Source organism: Spirosoma utsteinense (assembly GCF_014282275.1).
GTDB lineage: Bacteria > Bacteroidota > Bacteroidia > Cytophagales > Spirosomataceae > Spirosoma > Spirosoma utsteinense.
Genome location: NZ_VFIA01000002.1, coordinates 266998 through 290417 on the forward strand (window position 1 = coordinate 266998; position 23420 = coordinate 290417).

23 protein-coding genes are annotated in these 23420 nt (G+C 51.8%); 8 read left to right on the plus strand and 15 right to left on the minus strand.

From position 1 onward, the window contains the following. Positions 1-14: 14 nt before the first annotated feature. Entirely contained in the window at positions 15-335 is a 321-nt protein-coding gene (locus FH603_RS02370) for a DMT family transporter (RefSeq protein ID WP_186735675.1), read from the minus strand. 94 nt (positions 336-429) lie between these two features. On the opposite strand from FH603_RS02370, the gene FH603_RS02375 reads away from it, so the two are divergent. Further along, entirely contained in the window at positions 430-1053 is a 624-nt protein-coding gene (locus tag FH603_RS02375; RefSeq protein ID WP_317171309.1) for a Uma2 family endonuclease, read from the plus strand. Between the two features lie 145 nt (positions 1054-1198). On the opposite strand, the gene FH603_RS02380 is transcribed toward FH603_RS02375, so the two are convergent. From FH603_RS02380 to FH603_RS02400, 5 genes are all read right to left on the minus strand, one after another. Further along, on the minus strand, positions 1199-2251 hold the full coding sequence (locus FH603_RS02380) for a sugar phosphate isomerase/epimerase family protein (RefSeq protein ID WP_186735677.1): 1053 nt from the start codon (positions 2249-2251) through the stop codon (positions 1199-1201). After that, a complete protein-coding gene (locus tag FH603_RS02385; RefSeq protein ID WP_186735679.1) occupies positions 2248-2616 on the minus strand; it encodes a DUF5615 family PIN-like protein in 369 nt (122 codons plus the stop codon). The genes FH603_RS02380 and FH603_RS02385 overlap by 4 nt, the downstream gene beginning before the upstream one ends. Beyond that, positions 2616-2879, minus strand: coding sequence for a DUF433 domain-containing protein (locus FH603_RS02390; RefSeq protein ID WP_394366406.1), 264 nt, complete (start codon positions 2877-2879; stop codon positions 2616-2618). The genes FH603_RS02385 and FH603_RS02390 overlap by 1 nt, the downstream gene beginning before the upstream one ends. Positions 2880-2883: 4 nt before the next feature. After that, positions 2884-4032, minus strand: coding sequence for a Gfo/Idh/MocA family protein (locus tag FH603_RS02395; RefSeq protein WP_186735681.1), 1149 nt, complete (start codon positions 4030-4032; stop codon positions 2884-2886). A 148-nt stretch (positions 4033-4180) separates the two neighbouring features. Further along, positions 4181-5314: a Gfo/Idh/MocA family protein gene (locus FH603_RS02400; RefSeq protein ID WP_186735746.1), complete on the minus strand. Its 1134-nt coding sequence runs from the start codon at positions 5312-5314 to the stop codon at positions 4181-4183. A gap of 284 nt (positions 5315-5598) precedes the next feature. Between FH603_RS02400 and FH603_RS02405 the strand changes: the two genes are divergently transcribed. Beyond that, on the plus strand, positions 5599-6849 hold the full coding sequence (locus FH603_RS02405) for an MFS transporter (protein ID WP_186735683.1): 1251 nt from the start codon (positions 5599-5601) through the stop codon (positions 6847-6849). Positions 6850-6933: 84 nt separating this feature from the next. Here FH603_RS02405 and FH603_RS02410 read toward each other — a convergent pair whose 3' ends face one another. The 5 genes from FH603_RS02410 to FH603_RS02430 form a co-directional block, all read right to left on the minus strand. Then, on the minus strand, positions 6934-7518 hold the full coding sequence (locus FH603_RS02410; RefSeq protein WP_186735685.1) for an HD domain-containing protein: 585 nt from the start codon (positions 7516-7518) through the stop codon (positions 6934-6936). 69 nt (positions 7519-7587) lie between these two features. After that, positions 7588-9057 carry a dihydrolipoyl dehydrogenase family protein gene (locus FH603_RS02415; RefSeq protein WP_186735687.1) on the minus strand — a complete coding sequence of 490 codons (1470 nt, stop codon included), beginning with the start codon at positions 9055-9057 and terminating at the stop codon, positions 7588-7590. Beyond that, entirely contained in the window at positions 9054-10106 is a 1053-nt protein-coding gene (locus FH603_RS02420; protein ID WP_186735689.1) for an LEA/WHy family protein, read from the minus strand. The genes FH603_RS02415 and FH603_RS02420 overlap by 4 nt, the downstream gene beginning before the upstream one ends. A 95-nt stretch (positions 10107-10201) precedes the next feature. Beyond that, positions 10202-11053, minus strand: coding sequence for an AraC family transcriptional regulator (locus tag FH603_RS02425; protein WP_186735691.1), 852 nt, complete (start codon positions 11051-11053; stop codon positions 10202-10204). 41 nt (positions 11054-11094) lie between these two features. Then, positions 11095-12165, minus strand: coding sequence for an RNA-guided endonuclease InsQ/TnpB family protein (locus tag FH603_RS02430; protein WP_208493157.1), 1071 nt, complete (start codon positions 12163-12165; stop codon positions 11095-11097). A gap of 36 nt (positions 12166-12201) precedes the next feature. Here FH603_RS02430 and tnpA point away from each other — a divergent pair, with 36 nt between their 5' ends. From tnpA to FH603_RS02455, 5 genes are all read left to right on the plus strand, one after another. Next, positions 12202-12600, plus strand: coding sequence for an IS200/IS605 family transposase (gene tnpA / locus FH603_RS02435; RefSeq protein WP_186735693.1), 399 nt, complete (start codon positions 12202-12204; stop codon positions 12598-12600). Positions 12601-12791: 191 nt separating this feature from the next. After that, a complete protein-coding gene (gene msrA / locus FH603_RS02440) occupies positions 12792-13451 on the plus strand; it encodes a peptide-methionine (S)-S-oxide reductase MsrA (protein ID WP_186735695.1) in 660 nt (219 codons plus the stop codon). An 88-nt stretch (positions 13452-13539) separates the two neighbouring features. Continuing rightward, positions 13540-14748 carry an MFS transporter gene (locus FH603_RS02445; RefSeq protein ID WP_186735697.1) on the plus strand — a complete coding sequence of 403 codons (1209 nt, stop codon included), beginning with the start codon at positions 13540-13542 and terminating at the stop codon, positions 14746-14748. 117 nt (positions 14749-14865) lie between these two features. Continuing rightward, positions 14866-15528 (plus strand): HAD family hydrolase, encoded by a 663-nt coding sequence (locus FH603_RS02450; protein ID WP_186735699.1) that lies wholly within the window; start codon positions 14866-14868, stop codon positions 15526-15528. Positions 15529-15634: 106 nt separating this feature from the next. After that, positions 15635-16393, plus strand: a complete 759-nt coding sequence (locus FH603_RS02455; protein ID WP_186735700.1) for a peptidase associated/transthyretin-like domain-containing protein — start codon at positions 15635-15637, stop codon at positions 16391-16393. A gap of 24 nt (positions 16394-16417) precedes the next feature. Here FH603_RS02455 and FH603_RS02460 read toward each other — a convergent pair whose 3' ends face one another. The 3 genes from FH603_RS02460 to FH603_RS02470 form a co-directional block, all read right to left on the minus strand. After that, the gene (locus tag FH603_RS02460; RefSeq protein WP_186735702.1) at positions 16418-16918 is read right to left on the minus strand and encodes an MOSC domain-containing protein; all 501 of its coding nucleotides are present in this window, start codon (positions 16916-16918) and stop codon (positions 16418-16420) included. A gap of 297 nt (positions 16919-17215) precedes the next feature. Beyond that, positions 17216-18301, minus strand: a complete 1086-nt coding sequence (locus FH603_RS02465) for a glycoside hydrolase family 5 protein (RefSeq protein ID WP_186735704.1) — start codon at positions 18299-18301, stop codon at positions 17216-17218. A 107-nt stretch (positions 18302-18408) separates the two neighbouring features. Further along, the gene (locus FH603_RS02470) at positions 18409-21102 is read right to left on the minus strand and encodes a DUF5686 and carboxypeptidase regulatory-like domain-containing protein (protein ID WP_186735706.1); all 2694 of its coding nucleotides are present in this window, start codon (positions 21100-21102) and stop codon (positions 18409-18411) included. Between the two features lie 219 nt (positions 21103-21321). Here FH603_RS02470 and FH603_RS02475 point away from each other — a divergent pair, with 219 nt between their 5' ends. Beyond that, positions 21322-22704, plus strand: a complete 1383-nt coding sequence (locus tag FH603_RS02475) for a M24 family metallopeptidase (protein WP_186735708.1) — start codon at positions 21322-21324, stop codon at positions 22702-22704. Between the two features lie 614 nt (positions 22705-23318). Here the strand turns inward: FH603_RS02475 and FH603_RS29190 are convergent. After that, the gene (locus FH603_RS29190) at positions 23319-23408 is read right to left on the minus strand and encodes a hypothetical protein (RefSeq protein WP_394366387.1); all 90 of its coding nucleotides are present in this window, start codon (positions 23406-23408) and stop codon (positions 23319-23321) included. Positions 23409-23420: the final 12 nt, after the last annotated feature.

Here is a 23420-nt window from a genome sequence, read left to right on the forward strand (position 1 = left end):
ATCGACAGCAAACATTAGTGCGCTGATACAGCTTTCAGCCCAATGACCGACCCGACCAGCAGTACGATAAAAAACAGCCGCCAGAAGTCGCTTGGCTCCCGAAAAAAAACCATTCCAACAACGACCGTCCCCACCGCTCCGATTCCGGTCCAGACAGCGTAGGCGGTACCGAGCGGAATTACCTGAGCGGCTTTGTTCAAAAAGAAGAAACTGAGCACGGCGCAGAACAGGAAGCCAGCAGCCCAGCTGAGATTCCTGAAATTGTCAGAGAGTTTCAGGCAGGTAGTAAAACCAACTTCGAAAAGACCGGCGAGAATCAGGATAAGCCAGGACATGGTAGTAAACAAGTTATCTGTTCTTAACCCTGGCCATAGGCAAATTGTCTTTCTGTTGAATGAAATGTGTAGTATTGCTAATCAAACGCAACCAATGAACGCTATGTCAGTAACCGTCGCAACAACACCGAAAAAACGGAGAAAACCGGGCATCCCTGCGTACCTGATCTACGAAACACTAAACGGCCGCCCGCTCTACCGCCGGGGATACCACGATGTGCTGGCCGGCAAAAAGAAACCCGCCGAAATTATGGGAAGCAGTTCACTACAAGCGGCACTAGTCGCAGCTTTAGTTATGTTCATTGGCCGTACGATCAACCGAAAACGTTATTTAGTTGTCACCAATGAATCAGGCATCCACGTAGATCGAGGTAATAACCTCTCCAATGACATCGCTATTTTTGACAAGTCTACTGATTTGTCACTGACTAATAAATACTTCGATACGCCACCAAAAATTGCTATCGAGGTCGATGTGAATATTGAACCCGGTGAGTTTGTGGGCAAAGAGGCTGGCTATGTGCATGAGAAAACACAGCGCCTGCTGGACTTTGGCGTAGAACGGGTAATCTGGATTACGACCCAGCCACGCAAGTTATTCGTAGCCACACCAACTTCCCCCTGGACCACCCAGAACTGGGACGTTACGGTACCGGTATTGGATGATGTGGTGCTGAACCTGGCCGCGTTGCTGGCCGAAGAAGGTATTGAATTTTAACGATAAAGAATTCTTCAGGAAGGGCAGGTTCTAAAACACCGCCTTGTATCATAAAAAAAGAGCCGGGTTTTAGAACCCGGCTCCACACGAAATTTACTCGGTGCGGTCAGGTTCTCAGACCTGACCTTTTTTTGGGTAGTTGACCCTAAAGCCCCAGCACCCTCTTGTTGAAGTTTTCATCGGCACCCGTTCCTGCGAAATCATCAAAAGCGCGTTCGGTAACACGGATGATGTGATCAGCAATGAACGGAGCACCTTCGGCTGCGCCCTGTTCAGGGTGTTTGATAGCACACTCCCACTCCAGTACTGCCCAGCGGTCGTAGTCGTACTGCGCCAGCTTGGAGAAGATACCTGCGAAATCAACCTGGCCATCGCCCAGCGAACGGAACCGCCCGGCCCGCTCAACCCAACCCTGATATCCACCATAGACGCCTTGCTTACCCGTTGGGTTAAACTCAGCATCCTTTACGTGGTAAGCGAAAATACGCTCGTGGTAGAAGTCGATAAATTGCAGGTAATCCAGTTGTTGCAATACGAAGTGGCTTGGATCGTAGTTGATACCAGCGCGGGGGTGATTACCCACTTTTTCCAGAAACATCTCGAACGTGATACCATCGTGCAAATCCTCACCGGGGTGAAGCTCATACGCTACGTCGACACCGGCTTCGTCATACGCATTCAGGATGGGCAGCCAACGGTCGGCGAGTTCCTTGAAGCCCGTCTCGACCAGTCCTGATGGCCGTTGTGGCCACGGATAAACGAAGGGCCACAGCAGCGCACCCGAAAAGGTAGGGCTGGACACCAGACCCAGGTTTTTGCTGGCTTTGGCCGTCATCATCAACTGATCGACCGCCCAGGCCTGCTGCTCTTTCGGCTTACCCGCCAGTTCGGCCGGGCCAAAACCATCGAACATGGCACCGTAAGCCGGGTGAACGGCTACCAGCTGACCCTGCAGATGGGTGGCGAGTTCGGTGATTTCAACGCCAATATCCTTAAGCTTTCCTTTTAGCTCATCGCAATACGTCTGACTTTCGGACGCCTGCTTGAGATCGATCATACGCGGGTCCCAGGTTGGAATCTGAATACCCTTATAGCCAAGACCAGCCATATAGGCCGCTATGGAATCAAGCGAGTTAAACGGCTCCTGATCGCCCAGAAACTGAGCGAGAAAGATAGCCGGACCTTTCATTGTTTTCATTCTTCTGTGGTTTGGTTAGTAAGGGCTGGATTCGAATACACCATCAGGCATCCTTTTTTTTCATCAGCAATAAATGCATCAAATTCCTCGAAATGGTCCAGGAATAAAGAAAGGATAGACTGATTACTCATATTCCCCGTTCGCAGCCAAATAATTTTCGGCGGAAATCCTTTTACAGAACCTATGTCGGGAATATCCTTATCGAACGAGACAACGGAATAGTTGTTTTGCCGGGCGTATTCCCATATTTGGTAATCATCCGCATTCAACAAGCCACATTCCCGAACGCCCGTCACCTCCGAAAATGTGGCCTTCAATTGCTTGACAACCCGAAAGGAGATATTTTGATCAAACAACAAGCGCATCAGGCAGCCATCAACAGTGTGGTATTATCGCGGTCGGCAGCAAACAGCAAAGCCGCCTGGATATCTTCGCGGGTCAACTCAGGAAAGTCATCAATAATTTCTTCAATGGTCTTTCCTCCGCCTAACCAGCCTAAAATATCCCCAACAGTAATTCGCATTCCCCGTATGCAGGGTTTACCACCCCGTTTGCCGGGTTCAATCGTGATAATATTGGTGTACTTTCCTTGATACTGCATGGCGTCAGTGCTTACGTCCAGATTCATTCAATCACTCAATAGTAACCCATCCCTGCTTGCGGTTGCTTTCCAGAATTTTTTCGCAGATCAGCAGTTCGCGGTAGCCATCGGCAAAAGTCGGGAAAGTTGGGTTCTCGGGCTGCTTGCCAGCCGCAATGGCTTCATATACCTCTTTGAACAATTGCTTCGACGTATCGGGAAAGCCCTCGTTATGGCCACCGGGGAAGGAGATGACCGAACGCGCTTCAGCATAAGCCAGCGATGGATCACGCATGAGCGACTCGTTGGCCCCGTCGCGGTTACCGATCCACATTTCGTTGGGCGATTCTGAATTCCAGTGCACCGTCTTTTTCGAACCCGAAATCTCCAGTTTCATCTGATTCTTACGGCCCGCCGACACCTGCGAAACGGTGATAACACCCCGGTTTCCATTATCGAACCGGAGCAACACGTTGGCGTGGTCTTCGGTATTGATGGGAACATCGGCATAATCTTCCGGCTGGAGCATCTTGCCCGAATAGGTCTCAACGGGTTTGAGTGGTTTCTTCCGGGTTTTATGGATGGTATTGAAGTCGGCCATAACCGCCACCGTTTTCAGGCCGGTGATGTATTCCAGGCTGTCCATCAGGTGAGAGCCAATGTCGGCAATCGCCCTCGAATCGCCCGACTTATCCGGTTCGAGACGCCAGTTGTAATCGGTTTCGTAGAAGAGCCAGTCCTGCAGATACGAACCGATAACGCTGTAAACGTCGCCCAGATCACTTTTTTCCCGCATAACCTTCATCTGACGGATCAGCGGGTAATAGCGCAGGTTAAAATGCACGGCATTGACAAGTCCCGTTTGGGCTGCCAGTTCAACCAGTTCTTTGGCTTCGTGCAGGTCCTTGGCGAGTGGCTTTTCACAAACAACGTGTTTGCCAGCCAGCAACGCGGCCTTCGACTGGCTATAGTGCAGGAAATTGGGGGTACAAATGTGGACGACCTGAATATCCTCCATCTTCAGCAACTCGTCGAACGTACATGACCGTTCGATTCCAAGTTGATCTGCCTTTTGACGAGCCAGTTCAGGCGTCACTTCACAAAGCGCGATCACGTCTGTGTTGGGTAGCCGACGGAGGGCTTCGATGTGGGCGGGCCCGATGAATCCGGTGCCGACAACGCCTATCTTAATTTTTTGCATTGGTTTGGGGTTAAAAAAACAAAAACACAGAGCAGTCCACTGTTGCAGAACAGAGTTTAACCCGGAACCCCGAAAGCGTTTGGCCATTGCAGAACAGCGCTTCCCGGGGTACTCCGTGTTAAACTCTGTGCATCTGTATTAAAAAAGGTTACTCAACAAATTTTACCCATTTTTGCTCCGAGACATTTGAAGCAAGTACGGTATCGATGAAGGCCAGCCCACGAATACCGTCTTCTACGCTGGGGAAGTCATAGAGCGAATCGGCTTCCCGACCTTCCATATGAGCCTTTACGGCGAAAGCGAAATTCCGGTAAATGTTGGCGAATGCTTCGAAAAAACCTTCAGGATGTCCGGCTGGCATACGAAGGTGCGCTTTGGCCGACGGCGACATTTCCCCCACGTTGGTCCGGATGAGCCGCTGCCCCTCCTGCGTTTTATAATAGAGCGTATTGGGTTCCATTTGATGCCACTCCAGACCGCCCAGCTCACCGTAAACGTATAGCTTCAGCGCATTTTCTTCGCCATTACTAATCTGACTGGCATGTAGCACACCCTTGGCCCCTCCCTCGAAACGTAGCAGTACGTTGCCATCGTCGTCCAGCTGACGACCCGGCACGAAGGTGGTCAGATCGGCACACAGCTCGGTTATTTTTAAACCTGTCACATACTCGGCCAGATTCTCGGCATGGGTACCAATATCGCCCATGGCTCCGGCCGCACCTGATTTTGCCGGATCAGTACGCCAGATAGCCTGTTTGTAATCGTTGTTTTCTTCAGCCCGGGAGAGCCACCCCTGCGGGTACTCGACGACCACCTTACGGAGCTTACCCAGCTTACCGTTTTTGATCATGTCGCGCGCTTCTTTTACCATGGGGTAGCCCGTGTAATTGTGCGTCAGACCAAACACCAGCCCCGACTGCTTCACAAGCTGCGCCAGGTCTTTGGCCTGTTGCAGATTCAGGGTCATCGGCTTATCGCAGATAACGTGGAATCCGTTTTCGAGCGCCATTTTAGCGGGCGGGAAGTGCATGTGATTGGGCGTCACGATGCTGACAAAATCCATACGCTCACCTTCGGGTAATTCTTTCTCCTGAAGGATCATCTGCTCGAAGCTATCATAGACCCGATTTTCGGGCAGATATAGGGCGTGTCCCGTTGCCTTCGATTTTTCGGGCGATTGGCTGAAGACGCCACAAACCAATTCAATCTCGTTGTCAAAACCGGCAGCCCGCCGGTGAACGGCCCCGATGAAGGCGTCGAGGCTTCCGCCGATCTGGCCCATCCGCAATTTTCTATGCATCAGTATTGGGAGTTGATTGTAAAGCGTTTAGGGTAAAGAACGTATAGTATCCCCGGTTTTCGCTTGTACCTGTTGTACGGGCAAGCTACGAACCGCAGGCCGACAAATGACAAACCTTGTCTTTTGATGGCCGAAAATTAGCGGTTTTCTATTATTTTTCGGAAGTTTTGCACAAATACAGTGGGTAAGTAGGGAGTTTGTTCTCCCCTGTGCCTTTTGTTTTTTAGTCAAATTTGTAAACTCTCTAAATCCCCCTTATACGGAAAATGAACCAAACCGTTAATCCATCGCGGCTATTTCTGGCCAGTTGCCTTGCTATTATTACTACGGCTTTTTCCTTTAGTATCAGAGCGGGTATTCTGCCTCAGTTAGCTAATGATTTTGGACTGACTGCCGAGCAGTTAGGCTTTATCAATTCCATGTTCTTTTTTGGCTTCCCCATCTCAATGGTTATCGGGGGGCTGGTCTATCACACGGTAGGGCCAAAAATAATTATGCAGGTTGCCTTGGTTGCGCACACGCTCGGTATTCTGCTGACGATTTACGCGGAAGGCTACACGGGACTACTGTTCTCGACGTTCTTCATCGGTTTTGGTAATGGCTGCACGGAGGCTGCCTGTAACCCGATGATCGCCGACATGTATTCCAGCAACAAGCTGAACAAAATGCTGGGCCGTTTCCACATGTGGTTCCCCGGTGGCATCGTGATCGGTAGTTTGATCTCCAAGTTTATGACCGACGCGGGCTTTACCTGGCAGGCTCAAATTTGGGTTCTTATGCTCCCAACGGTGGTTTATGCATTCCTGTTTTTCGGTCAGCCTTTCCCAAAACCAAAAGTAGAGGGTGTTACGTCCCTGGCGAAAAACTTTCAGGCAATGCTAACTCCGCTCTACATTGTCCTGTTCTGCTGTATGGCACTGACCGCTATTACCGAGTTTGGTCCTAACCAGTGGGTAGCCGTTGTCCTGAGCAGCAGTGGAGCAGATGCCATGCTGGTTCTTGCGCTGACCTTTGGTGTCATGACCATTGGTCGACTATTCACGGGTCCGGTTGTAGGCCAATTCGGTCAGACGGGTGTGTTGCTTGGCGGTGCCATTCTGGCTGCTATCGGCATCTATATGTTCAGTACCGTTACGGGTCCGGCCGCCTACCTGGCAGCCGTCATTTTCGGTCTTGGCGTATGTTTCAACTGGCCGACCATGATTGGTTTTGTGGCACAGCGGGTTCCCCTGAGCGGAGCACTGGGCATGTCCGTTATTGGTGGAGTTGGTATGTTATCGACCTCGATCTTCCAGCCTATCATTGGCGGGTGGATCGATTCTAACCACGCTGAGAAAGAAGCAGCGGGTCTTACCGGCCCAGCACTTGAGTTGGCGACCGGGCAAGCCACCCTGTCTACCATGATGACGTTTCCAATCATTCTGATCGTTGCGTTTATAGCCCTGTTTCTCTGGATGCGTAATCGGAAAGCTGGCGCTTTCGATGAAACCGTTGTGCTGGAACAGCCTCAGCTGTAAAGCCGGACTCAATCGATTAGCTATACACAGGAACGCCCCGCAGTCAATCGATTGCGGGGCGTTCCTGTGTATGGCCATGGGCGATTATACGCCAACCAGCAACTTCAGCGTATCGAGGTGTTTCTCTTTAACCGCCTGCCGGGTAGCAATGGCTGTAGGTGTCCAGTAATGGTGATTTCCCAGGAAGTTAACCTGAATACGGTTCCAGACCAATTCGTCGGTAACCATCTCACGCGCCATCAATTCTTTGTAAAGCGAGTGGGCAATAGGTTCGAAATCGTCCCGACCCAGGTAATCGAGGTCGGCATCGCATAAAATTTCTTCCAGTTTTGTCCGGGGCTCTTGCGGGATTCGGGTAGCCATGATCATACCACAGATAGCACGGATCTGTTCAGGTTCGTAGCCGAAGTCAGGCAAAACCCGCTGTACATAAGTACAGCCAACTTCTTCGTGGCCTTTGTAGGTCGACAGAAAACCTACGTCGTGGAACAGAGCCGCTGTTCTGAGCAGGTCGAGTGACTCGGTATCGGTGATACATTCGGCGCGGGCAATCCGATCGGCCGCTTCCACGACATCAAGGACGTGATGCAACCCGTGATAATAAAGCGTTGGCGACAGCTCTGTTGCTAATACGGATACGATAAACTGCTTTATATCAGCAACATTCATGGCCTACTCGAATTACACCTCCCGGTTGATACGGGGCTAATGTAGCAAAATAAACAGTGTACAACACACTCAGTATAACCACCTGACTGCTTTCTTAGCTACCCCGGGCAAATTGTCGGAAATGTGATCGACCCAAACCGATTTATTGACTCGGCTGGCGGTTGGATACGGGTAGATTTTATTAAAAAAAGCGCCCGCCGTTAACTTCTGCTCAACCGCCAGAATCAACTCCTGCGACAGTTCGCCCGCGTTTGGGGCAATCATAGTACCACCCAGAATTTTCGTACCAAACGGGTTTATACCATCGGGGGTCGTAAACAAGATCAGTTTGGCATACTCATATCCCTCAATGATAGCGCGGTCGTCATGACCAAAATCATAGTCGATCCGTTCGTAGCTGATCTTACGCTCTTTCAGGTCCTGTTCTGTTAAACCAAACGTGGCCACCTCGGGGTCGGTAAAGGTTACCCACGAGAACGAGTCGTAGCTCAGCTTCTTGTCCAGCACTTTTCCGGGCGTAATGAAGTTGTTGATCAGCGTCGATACATGCAGTTCGGCTGCGTGGGAGAAGTAACGGGTTCCGGCGGGGGAACCAGCCGCTGCATCACCGGCAGCAAACACGTGCCCGTTTGTCGTCTGCAAGTAATCGTTGAGCTTGATCTGGCCTTTGTCGTTCAGGTCGATGCCAGCAGCCGGGAGATTCAGATCGTCGAAATGAAAGGTTCGCCCTACTGCTACCAGGATCACATCGAATGGTATCTGCTCCGTGGAGCCGTCTTTGTGTTCTACTTCAGCCGTATTGGCATCAGAAAACGCGTTTACCCGGCAACCGAGTTTAAAGGCCACCCCTTCCGCTGTCAATCGTTTTTGTAGCAGGCCGGAAACTTCAGGTAGCTCTTTGCTCATGATTCGGTCTTCGGACCCTACCACGGTAACCTGACTCCCAAGTCGCTGAAAGGCCTGCCCCATTTCCATACCAATTGGGCCTGCACCTACGATAAGTAATCGTTCGGGCAGTTCGTTGAGGGTGAAAATGTTCTCGTTGGTATAGACGGTTACCCTGTCGATACCTTCGGCTTGCAGCGTTTGCGGTTTTGACCCCGTACAGAGTACTATATTTTTGGCCGACACGCGCTGGATCAACCCATCGTCGCCAGCGATCTCTATTTCCTGTCTGCCTGTAAACCGGGCGGCACCCAGCTCAACATCCAGCCCTTCTGCATCGCGCAGGTGGGTTGCATTTTCGTGGGTCCGAATCACATCCTGCCGTTCCCGAACGTACTGCATTACGGCTGCCAGATCCGTTTTGCCGTCTGCTTTCCAGCCAAAAGGCTGCACCCGTCTAGCACTGTGCACCAGGCGGCTCACGTGGATAAGGGCTTTACTGGGCACACAGCCATCGTTCAGACAATCGCCCCCGATACGGTGATCGGTGCGGTCAACGATCAGCACATCGAACCCGAGTCGTTTCATGGCAATGGCAACGCCCAACCCAGCCGAACCGGCACCAATGGCAATTAGATCATAGTGGGATTTCATGCGTTATCTTTAGCTTCCTTTCGTTCTTCCCGGCGCTCCTGCCGTTCTTCCTTTCGCTCTTCCCGTTTCTCCTGCCGCTCTTCTTTCCTGTCAGCTTTTTCCGCATCCTGTTGAGCGTCCTTCTTTTCAGCAGCGGCACTGGCCAGCTTCTTGAAATCGGCCAGCGTCCCCTTGATCTGCATGTTCATCTTGCTGTTATTGAACGCTGCGCTCTTGTCTTTATCAACGATCCTGCACCGGAAATTAATCATGTAAGGTGTGGTCTCTTTGTTGAACAAAGCATCTGGTATGATACTGAGCGCCTGCCCCGGTTTCATACTTACGGGGAACACAACCGGCGTTGTTGCCTGCGCCCTGATCAGGATCGGCTCCGGCTGATCGCCTTCGGAAATCAGTTTACCATCGATAAAAACGGAGTAGTGCGTATCGGTGAAGTTGTACGGGAATTTATTCCGGTTGACCACCCGTACTTTAGCGGCTACATCGGTGCGCTTGAGCCCAACTTTGCCAAAGTCGATATCATCGATTTTGATCTCAGGAACGTAATACGTTGGCAGACGTTTGTTGATGGTTGTTTTAAACGTGCGCTCGCCCAGAATGGGCACGTCGAGGTCAAACGTAGTCTGAATAGTGTAGGTTGTACTGTCGATATCTTTTTTGTCGAGCGTCTTCAGCACCTGCGTCATCTGTTTGAGCAGTACCCTCATAGGCAGGGTAACATACGTGCTGTCGCCCGATTTAACCTCGATCGTTTTTTCGTATTTGTCCTGCACGATGGGCGTATTGGCCATCAGAACGGTGTAGTTGAGTCCTTTTGCTTTGAACCCGACTGGCAGTGGATTATCGATCAGCATCCGGACGGTCATATCGATCTTATCGGCGTCGATATTGGTGATCGTGGCATTGCTCATCTCCAGACGCGGTTTGAGGGTGTTGTCATACGCTCCCCCTTCGGCGGCAGCATTGTTCTTTAGCCGACTGTACCATACGTAAGCCCCCAGACCGCCTATAAGGAGCAGCAGAAGTGCAATAATCCATCCCTTTTTCATTCCGTATCATGAGTATTTGAACAAACGTAACGTTGGGCAGGGACTTACTGTTTAGGGGACAGGGCGGGGGAGTTATCCAACTGTTCGACAAGCTACTAGTGGCCAACCAGCGCCTTGCGGTACGTACTGGGTGTCTGACCCGTTACGGCCCGGAACGTTTTGTTGAAGTGCGACAGGTTATTGAAGCCAACATCGGCGCTGACATCGGCGACAGTTCGGGCGGAGTGGAGCAGACGGCGCGCCTGATTGACCCGATACTCATTCACGAAATCAGTAAAGGTCAAGTGTGTCATCCGCTTAAAATACCGGCAGAAAGCGGGGACCGTCAGGCTGGCCAGATCAGCTACAGCCCGCACGTTGACAGGCTCGGCATAATGCTGCTCAACGTATTGACACACCCGATTGAACCGCTCCTGCTCTTTTGGATTCAGGTCGAACTGAACGCCGTCGGCGTGGAGAGGGTGAGCATCGTGCGCTGTCGACAGGGCTTCCAGTACCCGCAACAGAGTAAGCATCCGCTCGAAGGGAACCTGACCGGGCATCTGCGACAGCCAGGGGCCTACCCGATGCTTGGTTTCAATGCCAAAGGTCAGGCCCATGTGAGCCCGTTCGAATAGCCGCCGGACGTTTGCCAGTTCAGGTGCCTGAAAAAAAGAGCCCCCCAGAAAATCGTCGCGCATCTGTACAACAATCTCTTCAAACTGACCCTCTTTGCCATAACTGAAATTAAGATGCGGCAGGTTTGGACCAATAAACACCAGTTCGCCTTCTTCGTAACTCGACACGTTAGTCCCTACCCGGCGCTGGCCGGTGCCAAACGGAATATAAACGATTTCATATTCGGGATGGTAATGCCAGTAAACCCAACACGACTTGGCATTTGTATCGTGAACAACTTTGAACGAACTGCCGGCTTCGGGTTCAATTTTTTCAAACTGGAGCTTCATCTGAGTTTATTGTTTACTACGGCTTTGACATCCTCCCCGGCCTAAAGGCGCGGGGATTCCCTTAATGGCGTACAATGTCCTGTACGGAGAATGCGGGGTAGCCCGTGCCATAGTATGTTCTTGGCCGCGTTTTGATCTCGATTATGACGAGACCCACATTCGACACATACCCACTCTCTTACTCCCAGTCCCGCTTGACCTCTCGGCCCTGAACGAGCTTTGCAGCTTGAACAGGTGACGGTTGAGAAACTTTCATTCACTTCAGTGTACACCGTGCCAATCCCAATGGATTTATACGAAAGCATCAGTTTGAAGTCGGCCCAACCAGCGTCAGAAACGCTTTTGGCCATTCGTGTTTTCTTTAGGTTGGAACTGCTAACATTGCCCACCGAAATACGGTCGTACTCGCGTACTAAGCGCGTAGTGGCTTTGTGGTTCCAGTCTTTACGTTTGTTCTTGATTTTAGTGTGTATGGCTGTTACGCGCTTTTTCTTACGCGCACGTTGGGCCCTGGCTAACTGCACTTCGTATTGGCGGGTCAAGTTTTCGCGGCTCAACTCAACACCATCTGACAGGGTAGCCAGAGTTTTCAATCCCAAGTCGATACCACATTCTTTACCCGTTGGTGTTCTGATCTCAACAGACTTTTCAACCACCAGATTCACGAACCAGTGGCCTTTACTGTCTTGTGCGAATGAGCCAAAGCGTACCCTACCACCAATCGGACGGGACAACCAGAACCGGAATGGGCGGCCGCCGTAGGTAATACTATCATGCTCAATCTTTATTCCCGACGCTTTGAAGGGAATCCAGCCGAGGGACTTTTTGCGGGAGCGCCAGTTCAGTTTTACCCGTTTGAATTGCTTACAACACTTGGCGTATTCTTCCGCAACGGCCTGAACAGTTTGCGAATGCAACCCCAAGTCTTTAGCACAACCGGCCGTGAGTTTATTGAGGTCGAAAGCAGTAAAGGTCTTTCCGAACTTAGCCCACCGTTCGGCGTTGCTCTGGTTGCAGAAATTCCAGACGAACGTACATGAGTAGCTCATCTGTATCAGATGCTTACCCGCCGTTTCATCTTTAATTCTGTAGCTGAGCGTTGTTAAGTTCATAGGGTAAAGTTAAGGTTTTAGGGTTAATTTCGCAACATGGAAAAGAAACTTAATTCCTCTCGCGGATGCGTCTACAACATTGGCTATCACCTGATATGGTGCCCCAAATACCGGCGTAAGGTGCTGACAGGGGATGTCGAAATCAGACTGAAAGAAATCTTGCTGAAAGTAGCTGCTGAACACGAATGGGCGATTGCCAGCTTAGAAGTGATGCCTGACCATGTACACGTTTTCGTTAAGTGCGGGCCAACTGATAGCCCTAACCATGTAGTGTCTCAGTTTAAAGGCCGGGCCTCATTTGAACTCCGAAATGAGTTTAGGTGGCTTAAGACAAAGCTACCTGCATTATGGTCAAGGTCGTACTACTGTGAATCAGTGGGCAATATTTCCGAAGCAGCTATTCAGGCCTATATCGAAAACCAGAAAACCCGGTAGTTTGGCAAGTCCTTTAGCCGCCTTTCGGTCGGCAGTCGTTTATATCCCCGGCCTAAAGACCGGGGTTTTACACTCCATCCCATAACCGGAACAGTATAAAGTACTTCACTTTGGCGACCAGCGGATCCGGGCAGGAAACTGGAACGGCTTTTCCTTCGTTTATACACTAATTGATCGTTAACAAGAACACCATGAAACGGATTCATTTATACGTGCTAAGCCTGCTGATGATGGCGAACTGCACCCTGGCTCAGTCCAACGACTACGCACCGGCTAAACTCCCAACGCCTAAACCGGGCGAAGCGGTAGCAACCTTTGCCGGTGGATGCTTCTGGGCACTGGAAGAAGGCATGAATCAGCTCAAAGGCGTTCGCGAGGTTATTTCCGGCTATGCAGGCGGTAACGTCAAAAACCCGACCTATGAACAGGTAGGTACCGACCAAACCGGCCATGCTGAATCGGTTCAGGTATATTATGACCCAACCGTTATCACCTACGCGCAGCTACTCGACGCTTTTTTTGCGGGTCACGACCCTACCACCCTTAACCGGCAGGGACCCGACGCGGGCCGCGATTATCGGTCGGTTGCTTTTTACCGAACACCCGCCGAAAAAGCGGAAATCCAGGCGGCCATCAAACGTACCAACGACTCGAAGCACTATGCCAACCGGGTTGTAACGGAAGTAACGCCTATCACGGTATTTTACCCCGCCGAGAACTACCACCAAAACTATTTCGCCCTGCATCCCGACCAGCCTTACATCCAGCGGGTGTCGTTGCCAAAGGTCGAAAAATTACGGAAAGCAATGACGGGCTACCTCAAAAATAGTACGTCGTTAACAATGAATTAACGACTATTGCTCTTAAAGAAGCAATACAGCATCAATAACGGGTAATCTATTTGAAAAATAGCCGGCAACCGTCGGCTATTTTTGTACTATGAATTCAAGTATCTCTTTGGATCAGCCGCATCGTAACCCATTCGTGCGGAATCTGATGACGTTTTTTTTAAACCGGCAGGCGCTGGTTATCGGTCTGGTCTTTGCCTCCGACAGTATTCTGTTCGGTAGTTGGGTGTCGCATATCCCGTATGTAAAAGCGAAACTACACCTGTCCGATTCGGAGCTGGGGTTGTTGCTGTTTGCCATGCCGGTTGGCCTCCTGACGATGAATCCCATTACGGGCTGGGTCATTGCCAAACTTGGCGAAGCGCGAGCCTGTTTCTGGTCGGCGGTGGGTTTGTGTATATCGATTTGTATTCCCCTCAACGCACCCAACCCTTTTATTCTGGCCATTGGTCTGTTTCTGCTGGGTCTCAATGCAGCCCTCATTAACGTAGCGATGAACACCTGTGCTACCAACCTGGAAAGGGCGCGGGGCATTGTCATTATGTCTTCCTGCCACGGCATGTGGAGTTTAGGCGGACTACTCGGGTCCGGCGTGGCGGGTGCCGTCATAGCCTTTCATGTCTCGCCACCCATTCACGTGATGGTTATGGCGGGACTGGTGCTGCTGATGACGCTGGCCCTGCAATCGACACTGGCCGATATACCGTCGAGCAGCCAGACGGACACGGGCGAGAAAACGGGCTCATCGTTCGTAAAGCCCAACCGCGACTTGCTATTGATGATTTTGATTGGTCTGGCACTGGCTATGGGCGAAGGAGCCGCTTTCGACTGGAGTGCCGTTTACCTGCGCGAAACCCTCGGGGCCAGCAGCCAGATTGCCGCCCTCGGCTTTGGTAGCTTCTCCCTGACCATGACCGGCTTCCGCTTCCTGGGCGATGCGATCATTCCTAAAATCGGGGCCAAACGGTGGCTTCAGATTGGCGGTGTACTGGCCGCAGCGGGTCTATTCTTCGCCATTGCCCTGCCCTATCCGCCAACGGCCCTGATCGGGTTTGCCTTACTGGGGGCGGGTTGCTCCCTGGGGGCACCAATCCTGTATGCTGCTGCCCTGCGTGTGCCCGGCATTCCACCTGCAGCCGGGCTGGCTACATTTGCTACGTTTAGTTTTATCGGTTTTCTGGCCGGGCCGCCTGTTATTGGCTTCGTCGCCGAAGCCTTCGGGTTGTATTACGGACTGGGATTTGTGGCTGTGATGCTGCTGATATCGGCCTGGCTATCCCGTATTGTTAATTTATTTTAAAGGAGGAAAGGGAAGAGGGGGAGTAGAGGGAGGAAAGGGGCGAGTGGGAAAATACATGCGTCAGCCTCCCCCTCGTCCCTTCCCTCCTTTCTCCCTTCTCCCTCTCTTCCCTCATTTATGAAAGCAATAATTTTTGATATGGACGGGGTGATCGTCGATACGAACCCACACCACAAAACAGCCTGGCGCGAATATTACGAACGCTATGGCAAAACCCTGAGCGACGACGAATTTGTCGAGCATATATCGGGGAAGCACAACTCGCACATTGTCGCTCACCTGTTTACCGACCGGACGCTGACACCGGAAGAGGTAGCGCGGCTGAGTCATGAGAAGGAAGCGCTTTTCCGGGAGTTATATCGCTCGGAGATCGTGGCCGTCGCGGGATTGGTTGATTTCCTGAAAGCCCTTAAAGCAGCCGGTATCCGTACGGCCGTTGCCACCTCGGCCCCGGTCGAAAACCTGGACTTTGTCATGGACGCGCTCGACATTCGTCAATACTTCGACGTGCTCCTGAACGAAAGTATGGTCAGTCACCCCAAACCTGACCCGGAAATTTATCAGAAAGCCATGACCCTGCTGGGTGTTGAACCTGCCGATAGTGTTGTGTTTGAGGATTCGATGACGGGGATTCAGGCAGGTAAGGCATCTGGCGCAACGGTCGTTGGTGTGGCTACGACCCAAACACCCGATGAATTGTGGCCTTTCGTCGACGATGTGATTCACGATTTCACGGAAATGACCCCCGACCGGCTACAGCGGCTGATTAACGTTTTTTAACGCCCACGTCGCGTTCGACAGGCTTAAATTCCATAATTTTACCGTACGTATTCGTGCCACGGCTCAACGTCGTGGCACGAATTGTTTTCATCTGGTACGTAACCCTATGCGCTATACCCTGCTGCTAGTTCTGTTGCTATTGACGGCTGCCTGCCCCGGCAGGACCTGGGCGCAGGGCAAGTATGTGATTGGGACGGTTATTGATCAGGTATCCAGCAAACCGGTCGATCGGGCAACGGTCGTCAACCAGCGCACCCGGCAGCGCGCCCGTACCAACACGAGCGGCCGATTCTTTCTGACGATACAGCCCGGCGACTCGCTCATCCTGACCAGCCAGCTTTACAGTCGGGTGGCCATCCGCTACGATGGATCAGAAAACCCAACCATTGTCGCCCGCGCGTTACCGCCTATGCCCTACCGCGTGGTCGATCTGGCTGAGGTGACGGTGACGGCCAAGCGCTACGAAGAGGTAAAACGGGAAATTCAGCAGATCCTGGCCGAACCTACCGCATCGAAAAAAGTGACGGGTGAACAGGCATTTGATCGGCTGGCCGACGGGGCGGGCGTTACGCTGCTCTACGAAATGTTTGGCAAACGCCCCAAGTCCGACCGCAAAGCCTATGTGATCATGCAGCAGGATCGTCGGCATGCCCTGGCCCTCGAACGGCTGCGGTTACTAATCGATCAGGCGACGAATCTGAAAGGGGATGACATCGACCGGTTCATCGACTTTGGCGAATTCGACGATGAGTTTCTGCTCCAGTCGACCGATTACGACTTGATCAATACCATCCAGCAACTTCGTAATCGCTTCCGGTACGGGTTCAACCGCCCCAGCCGCATCAAAGCCGACCCAGAAAACTAACGTACCACGGGCTTCAGCACGTTTTCAGGTGGTTGAAATTAATTCCTTCGCCAGCACAACAACCTCGTCGCCTACCTGAATAGTACCCCCTTTCAACACTTTGGCCGTCATGCCGCTGTGACCACGCATGGCGTTGTAGCCACCCGCTCCGAGTATAGTTTCCATTTTGGAACACGGATGACATTGGCCGGTTATCATCAGGGTGACATCGCCAAGTTGGATGCTATGATCTTTCAACGCCAGCAAATTCACGCCGGACACTACAATATTCCGGCGTACCAGAGCCGGGTCGAGGGTATCACGGCCGGTCATGGCAGCTACTACCGGCAGGTGTTCAGCCTGGATAAGCGTAACATGTCGATTCCCCGATTGCCCGCTGTAATGATCGCCCAGCAGCCCTTTTTTCTCAGAAACGTCAATCGAGGATACAACCGTCACCGGCGCGCGACGTTCGGTACGGATACCGATCCACTCCACCCGGCCGGACCGGGGAAAGACATCGAATAAATCGTTTATGTTCTGCACAGTTTTTTGAACAGGATTGTCAAAGGAGTAACGCCATCGCCCGAATTTAGTTACGCAGTGAATGCCACCCCTTACTTTATCTTCTGTTTTTATTAGGTGCCTAACCACTACCAGTATAACCACTACCGGTATAATCAGTACGCGAATAACCACTACCAGGGGCTACGCCCACTGGCAGGGTTATTCGCGTACCCTGCCAGTGGGCGTAGCCCCTGGTAGTGGTTATATTAGGTGAACGATTACTAAAACAACATCTTCAGTTAACTCAACACATCGCGAAACGGAGTTCAACACTGGTTAATAATCGCGCAGCAGGGCCAGCATTTTTTCGTCCAGCTGCATACCCTTGTAATTCTTGTAGGTCACGTCGCTACGGTCACTGTTCAGGATACCGAACGCCCCCCGGAAATTCCACAGCGACCAGCCCCAGCCCGCCCCTTTCCAGAGCTTTAACTGATCTTCCATCCAGCGCAGGGCCACATCATGGGGCGTTTTGTTATAGCAGCCCCATTCACCAACGTGCACGCCAACGCCCTGTTTCTGTAGCTTTTGCCACGGCTCTATAGCAAAGGTTTTCAGCGTTTTGGCGTTCCAGGTGGTGTTCATCCACGTAGCAGGCCAGGTTGGCGGGGGTGAACCTTTAAGCATCGGCACCCATTCGGCGTTATAATGACTGACGTTCATGGGCAGATAGCCCCGTGTGCTCTGACCCAGTTTCAGGCTGGCTAGTTTGGCTACCGGCTGGTTCCCATACTGCAAGCCATCGGCAATGATCAGCCGGTTCGGATCAATAGACCGAATTCCTTCGACCAGCGCCGTAACAACCCGCACGTAGCTGGCTTCATCCGTATTAGGCTCGTTGATGAGGTCGAACGATACTTCCCGGTTTGGTCGGCCTTTGTAACGCTCGGCCAGGTGTTTCCAGTGGAAGACAGCGGCTTCGAGGGCCCGCTCGTCGGTCCAGAGGTTGAGTGGCTCGGCGGGCGGATTGACGCAGTAGCCCGGAATACGGTGGAGGTTCAGGTTTACGTGGAGTTTGTGCTGCTTACCAAAATCCACCGCCTGATCGACCTCTTTCAGTACCCGCTCATCCAGCTCTGTCCAGTGCGCCGGGTCTGGCGTGGCCCAGCAGTGGTACGACATGGGTAGCCGGACAAAATTGAATCCCCAGTCGGCGATCATCTCAAAATCCTGCTCTTTGTAGGGTCCGGCTGGTTCGGGACCGGTCTTGCCCGCTACAAATTTTTCGAGCAGGTTAAAACCCCGCCAGCGCGGTAGCTTATCCGGCTTTGGTTCGGGTAGTTCCATGGGTGCGGTCAGGCTAAGCTGGCTAAGACCGGCCGTTGCCGCCAGCGATGTTTGAATGAACGAGCGTCGTTGCATAGTAGATGGGACACGGATTACACAGATAGAACGGATTAAAACAGATTTTGTCGATTTTAATCCGTTCATCTGTGTAATCCGTGTCCCCATAAGTTGACGCAGAACACTTAGCGGCCAAATTTCAGCGTCGTCCCGATTCGGAAGCCGAGTCCTTTGTAGCTGGCGTCCTGCCACTGCGAGATGACTTCGACGCGGAAGAAGGGAAGCACCTGCGGGATCAGGCCGTCGAGACCGTAGCCAACTTCGGTGTAGTTCTTCGAGGCAGGGGTGTACAGGTAATGAATGAATACGTTTTCCTTCAATCCCGTTAGTCGAACCAGGGTTAGCTGCGTGATCAGGAACTTACGAAACTCGGCCAGAACGTGGGCTTCAGCAAACCGCTTGCCCGTACTGTATTGGTAATACGGCAACAGCCGGAAACCCGATACCACGTCGCCCTGTTGCAGGAAGAATTCGTTACCGGCGAAATGCTTGAAATCGGGAAAGTACAGCTTCTTGTCATTCAGGAACGCCCCGGCGGCCAGTTTGTAGTTCAACTGGCTTCGAATACCCGTCTCGAACGAATGCGCAATAGACGCTTGCAAAAAGTCGTAGTCGACATCGCCCATGCCTTTCCGGTAGTTCACCGTGAGCAGCGGGCTGTCGTTGTCGCGCCGGGCTATGCGCCGACCGTTTCGGATCGTATACTCGGTAGCGCCCAGCCGTCCCGATGCGGTCAGGTCCAGGAGCGTAGCCTGATGGGTTGGGAATCCCGTCGATTCAGGGCCGTTCAATTCAGCATTCTGCGGGCGGTTGGCTGTAAAGGTGCGGTTGCGCCAGTTGATCCACGGCTTGATGTTTTCCTTGAAATTAGCCAGTTCGCTGCGTTGTGTCTGTTCAAGGCTACCGGTCAATACCAGACGCTCCTTAAAAGGCGATGCGCTAATGGTCAGGTTCACGAAGTCTTTCTGGTACAGCTTGGCGAAGTTCTGCTCGAACAGCAGCGTCGTCAACGTATTCAGCGCCGGGCTGATCGGATTGTCGGGGTTGAACTGGTACAGGTAGCGCCCTCCCGACAGGCTCACCTTCGTGTTCTTGTGCTGGTAACTCGCCAGACCAAAACCCACGAGTTGCTTCCGCCCGAATTGGTCTCGCCCGGTGCCGCCAACGTTCCACTCGCCCAACTGAATTTGCTGGAAGCGGTTTATCGAATCGACTTTTGACCGGTAGCGCAGGTTGAGCACTCCTTCTACGGCGTATCCTTCCACCGTGTTATACTCGATACGGGTCAGCGGGCTGGTATAGATCAGCGCCGTTTGTTTAGTCAAATTCCACGTCTTACCCGACAGCAACTGCCCCGGCAAAAACCGATTGGGAGCCTTCCGGGTCGTGTCGCGCTTTCCGGTACCATCGATCTTTACCTTGTCGACCGTACGGGCAATCTTCAGGCTGTCATTCTTCTGGTAGCTTTTCGTCTCAGCATTCGTCAGCGGCACCGACCGCAGCGAGTCCCAGAACACGTTTGAGCGTTTCTGGGCCAGCGAGTCAATCACGAGTGAATCATCGCGCACGACGGTTACGTCCTCTTTCCGGTTCTTGCGGGCGAGTTTCTCCTGCTTCTCATACTCTTTGACCATCTGGCGGAGATTTTTGGTCGAGAACTCCTTTTGTTTCTTCACTAGGTCTTCGAGTTGTTTGCCTTTGATATCCCGCTTCGCCAGCGTCTCGGCGGGTGCCCCTTTCTTCTCGTCGGCCACCTGAATATCTTCAACAAACGCCGGGTTGACCACAAACTCGTTGAACGTAATACTGCGAACATATTGTCCATGCCCCTTCACGCCCAGATACGAGCCAGCTACGTTATAGCGCTGGTTGGTGGGCATCCAGACGCCTTTCACGGGGCTGCATACGTGCCGGATCGTGAACGACAGCCCAATGTTATTCACCGTTTCCAGTTGAAGACTGTGGATAGCCCAGGTATTCTCGATGATAAAGATCGACCCCCGAAAAACCCCTTCCCCGTACTGACGCGGGATGACCTGAATCTTGCTGATCTCCACCGGAACACCATCGGGCCCCTGCTCCCGAAAGGTACCCTTGTATTCGAATTTGTAGTAAGCGAAGGCCTTCGGCGACAGGGGCGAAACAACATCCGACACGGTTGGCGAGTAAAAGCTGACGTTAAAAAAGCGGCTGGGATTCAGGAAATCACCCTGCGAATTGCGGTTGGCAATTACCTTCTGGCGGTAGGTGTTGGGCTGGCTGAACGACACTTCCGATACGTTCTCATTGAGCATCGGGACGCCCACTTTAAAGTTGAAATCACGCTCGGCTTCTTTCAACTGTTTGCGAAAGGCCATTTCAGCCAGATTCGGCAAATCGGTAATGGTCGCGCTCGACTTGGTATAGACCCGTGCCCGAAACTGCTGCACCTGCAACTGGTGGAACCGGCTTTTAGCAATGGCCCGGCGCATGATGGTGTAGGCCGGATCTTCGTTGCCCGCTTTGGCCTGTACCTCGGCCAGCCGGAAGGCCTGCTCTTCGAGCACGACATCAAGCGTAGCAAAACCCGAACTGATTTCGGCGGGTTTCTGCACCGACTGAAAGCCCAAAAACTGGAAAACGACATCGTACTTACCCGGTGCCAACGCAATTTCATACCGCCCTTCGGCATTGGTGATGGTGCCGGAGGGGGTACCCTTGATGATAACGGCTGCGTAAGGGAGTACCTCGCCCTGTTTGTTTTTGACCGTTCCGCGCAGACCCGTTTGGGCATGCGCAGCAACGGCTAAAAGCGTAAAGAGCAATAGACAGAACTTCATGAAAGAATTAGTATAGTGAGTATATCCAGTGTCCGAATGTACTAAAGGAACGAAAGCAGACCGCACCTTCATCCACAAAGGGCCATTTTAGCGTGGTCAATGCCTGAAAATACCGCTGGTTTGTCAAGAAGATGCATCTTTAGGCCAGATCGTTGCCTGCCCAATTTGTTAAAAATCCCTAAGCGCTTGTGTATATTGCTCCAAACTGCACTGGTATCTATGTTCAAACTCCTCTACGCACCCCTGTTTTTTCTGTTCATTACCGTTACCGCCCTTGCCCAGTCAGCGGCCAATTACCCGGATGTTGCCATCCTGACCGAACGGGATCGGGCGCGGCTAGTCGACGACATGCTGGAAGACCGTTTCACTAATCTACTGCCCCAACTCATGCGTCGCGAAGGGCTGGATATGTGGATCATCATCTCCCGTGAATACAACGAAGACCCTGTTCTGAAAACGATGCTTCCCAGCACCTGGCTGTCGGCTCGCCGACGCACGATCATGGTATTCTTTGATCAGGGCCTTGATGCGAAGGGTGTTGACAAAGGCCTTGAGAAACTCGCCATTGCCCGCTACGACGTAGGGAATCTGCTGAAAGGAGCCTGGGATATCGACGTACGGCCCAACCAGTGGGAAGCGTTGGTCAAGATCATCGAAGACCGGAAGCCAAAGAGGATCGGACTAAATACGTCGACCAACTACGCCCACGCCGATGGTCTCTCCTTCACCGAGCATAAGGAGTTTTTAGAGAAGTTACCCGCAGAGTACCAGAAACGGCTTGTTTCGGCGGAGAAGGTAGCGGTGGGCTGGCTTGAAACCCGGACCGAAAAGGAAATGACGCTCTACCCCATGATCTGCCGACTGTCTCACCAGATCATTCAGGAAGGCTTTTCGGAAGCGGTTATCCAGCCGGGCATCACGACTACCGACGATGTGGTCTGGTGGTTCCGGCAGCGCATTACCAGCCTTGGACTGGATACCTGGTTTCACCCAACGGTAGACGTACAGCGGGCCGATCTCAATGATTTCAACCACCTTCGGACGTTCTCGAAACGGCCCGACAAGCAGGTGATCATGCCCGGCGACCTGATTCACGTCGACTTCGGGATCACCTACCTGCGCCTGAACACCGACCAGCAACAACACGCCTACATCCTGAAGCCCGGCGAAACGGATGTACCTGAGTCGATAAAAGCTGCGTTCAAACAAGGCAACCGCTTACAGGAAATCCTGACCGAGCAATTCAAAGCGGGCCGTACCGGAAATCAACTGTTGCTGGCCGCTTTAGACCAGTCCAAAAAAGAAGGCATCAACGGTACCATTTATTCGCATCCGATTGGGGTACATGGTCACGCAGCCGGCCCAACTATTGGCTTGTGGGATCAGCAGAAAGGCGTGGCGGGTGCGGGTGACTACCCACTCTTGGCCAATACGGCTTATTCGATTGAGTTAAATGCGGCTGTAGAACTGCCCGAGTGGAAGAAGACCATTCGCATCATGCTCGAAGAAGACGGCTTCTTCGACGGCCAGACGTTCCGCTACATCGACGGACGGCAGACCGAGATTTTCACGATCCCGAGGAAATTAGGATACGTCAAGTAAGGGATTCGTTTTGCGGTCGTCTTTATCGTGATGCGATCGCAAAACGAACATTCTAAACCTTCATAAGGCCTGTAACTTTACTACCTGTTAACCCTATGTGAGCCACGAGTACAACCATTGAGCAGGAACGGCTGGAACACGCAGAAGGACAGAAGCAAATGGTTGCTGTAGCCCGGCTTATGCTTGCAAGCAAACGGGAACTCCAACACATTCATTACTACGCAAGAGTTCGTTTTCAATCATGACAATATAAAATGCGAAGTACGTATTTTGTATTGCTAATAAAGAGTATGAGTTCCGTTGAAAAGATTCGCATTTTGTATTGCCAGTGAACGCACAGAAACAATCAATACACGCAAATTAGATGATCAGTAAGTTTTCTTGATTCATTTTCGGCTATTTAAGAGAAAAGGTCTATGCTGTAATACGAACCAAAAGGTTTGTATATTAGTGAGTTAGCTGTAATTTTAAGACCAACATAGCGTAAGACACAATGAAAACAGTATCAGAACTAAAATTTGACAAATTAATTAAGGACGGATTTCAGGAAATATTGAAACCATTGGGCTTTAGGAAAAAGGCAAATAATTTTTACTTGAAACTTGGGTCGTGCCTTAAAAGTGGATATTAAGCTTGAAAAAGAGATGGTTAATCAGCAACCCAATCACCGTGTCGTGCATTAAAACCGACTTGGAAAAACAGATGGTGCGACGCGC

What these genes read in the sequence shown, in the direction of transcription:
- FH603_RS02370 (WP_186735675.1), bottom strand. Translation starts at nt 335, where the DNA reads ATGTCCTGGCTTATCCTGATTCTCGCCGGTCTTTTCGAAGTTGGTTTT.
- FH603_RS02375 (WP_317171309.1), top strand. Translation starts at nt 430, where the DNA reads ATGAACGCTATGTCAGTAACCGTCGCAACAACACCGAAAAAACGGAGA.
- FH603_RS02380 (WP_186735677.1), bottom strand. Translation starts at nt 2,251, where the DNA reads ATGAAAACAATGAAAGGTCCGGCTATCTTTCTCGCTCAGTTTCTGGGC.
- FH603_RS02385 (WP_186735679.1), bottom strand. Translation starts at nt 2,616, where the DNA reads ATGCGCTTGTTGTTTGATCAAAATATCTCCTTTCGGGTTGTCAAGCAA.
- FH603_RS02390 (WP_394366406.1), bottom strand. Translation starts at nt 2,879, where the DNA reads ATGAATCTGGACGTAAGCACTGACGCCATGCAGTATCAAGGAAAGTAC.
- FH603_RS02395 (WP_186735681.1), bottom strand. Translation starts at nt 4,032, where the DNA reads ATGCAAAAAATTAAGATAGGCGTTGTCGGCACCGGATTCATCGGGCCC.
- FH603_RS02400 (WP_186735746.1), bottom strand. Translation starts at nt 5,314, where the DNA reads ATGGGCCAGATCGGCGGAAGCCTCGACGCCTTCATCGGGGCCGTTCAC.
- FH603_RS02405 (WP_186735683.1), top strand. Translation starts at nt 5,599, where the DNA reads ATGAACCAAACCGTTAATCCATCGCGGCTATTTCTGGCCAGTTGCCTT.
- FH603_RS02410 (WP_186735685.1), bottom strand. Translation starts at nt 7,518, where the DNA reads ATGAATGTTGCTGATATAAAGCAGTTTATCGTATCCGTATTAGCAACA.
- FH603_RS02415 (WP_186735687.1), bottom strand. Translation starts at nt 9,057, where the DNA reads ATGAAATCCCACTATGATCTAATTGCCATTGGTGCCGGTTCGGCTGGG.
- FH603_RS02420 (WP_186735689.1), bottom strand. Translation starts at nt 10,106, where the DNA reads ATGAAAAAGGGATGGATTATTGCACTTCTGCTGCTCCTTATAGGCGGT.
- FH603_RS02425 (WP_186735691.1), bottom strand. Translation starts at nt 11,053, where the DNA reads ATGAAGCTCCAGTTTGAAAAAATTGAACCCGAAGCCGGCAGTTCGTTC.
- FH603_RS02430 (WP_208493157.1), bottom strand. Translation starts at nt 12,165, where the DNA reads ATGAACTTAACAACGCTCAGCTACAGAATTAAAGATGAAACGGCGGGT.
- tnpA (WP_186735693.1), top strand. Translation starts at nt 12,202, where the DNA reads ATGGAAAAGAAACTTAATTCCTCTCGCGGATGCGTCTACAACATTGGC.
- msrA (WP_186735695.1), top strand. Translation starts at nt 12,792, where the DNA reads ATGAAACGGATTCATTTATACGTGCTAAGCCTGCTGATGATGGCGAAC.
- FH603_RS02445 (WP_186735697.1), top strand. Translation starts at nt 13,540, where the DNA reads ATGAATTCAAGTATCTCTTTGGATCAGCCGCATCGTAACCCATTCGTG.
- FH603_RS02450 (WP_186735699.1), top strand. Translation starts at nt 14,866, where the DNA reads ATGAAAGCAATAATTTTTGATATGGACGGGGTGATCGTCGATACGAAC.
- FH603_RS02455 (WP_186735700.1), top strand. Translation starts at nt 15,635, where the DNA reads ATGCGCTATACCCTGCTGCTAGTTCTGTTGCTATTGACGGCTGCCTGC.
- FH603_RS02465 (WP_186735704.1), bottom strand. Translation starts at nt 18,301, where the DNA reads ATGCAACGACGCTCGTTCATTCAAACATCGCTGGCGGCAACGGCCGGT.
- FH603_RS02470 (WP_186735706.1), bottom strand. Translation starts at nt 21,102, where the DNA reads ATGAAGTTCTGTCTATTGCTCTTTACGCTTTTAGCCGTTGCTGCGCAT.
- FH603_RS02475 (WP_186735708.1), top strand. Translation starts at nt 21,322, where the DNA reads ATGTTCAAACTCCTCTACGCACCCCTGTTTTTTCTGTTCATTACCGTT.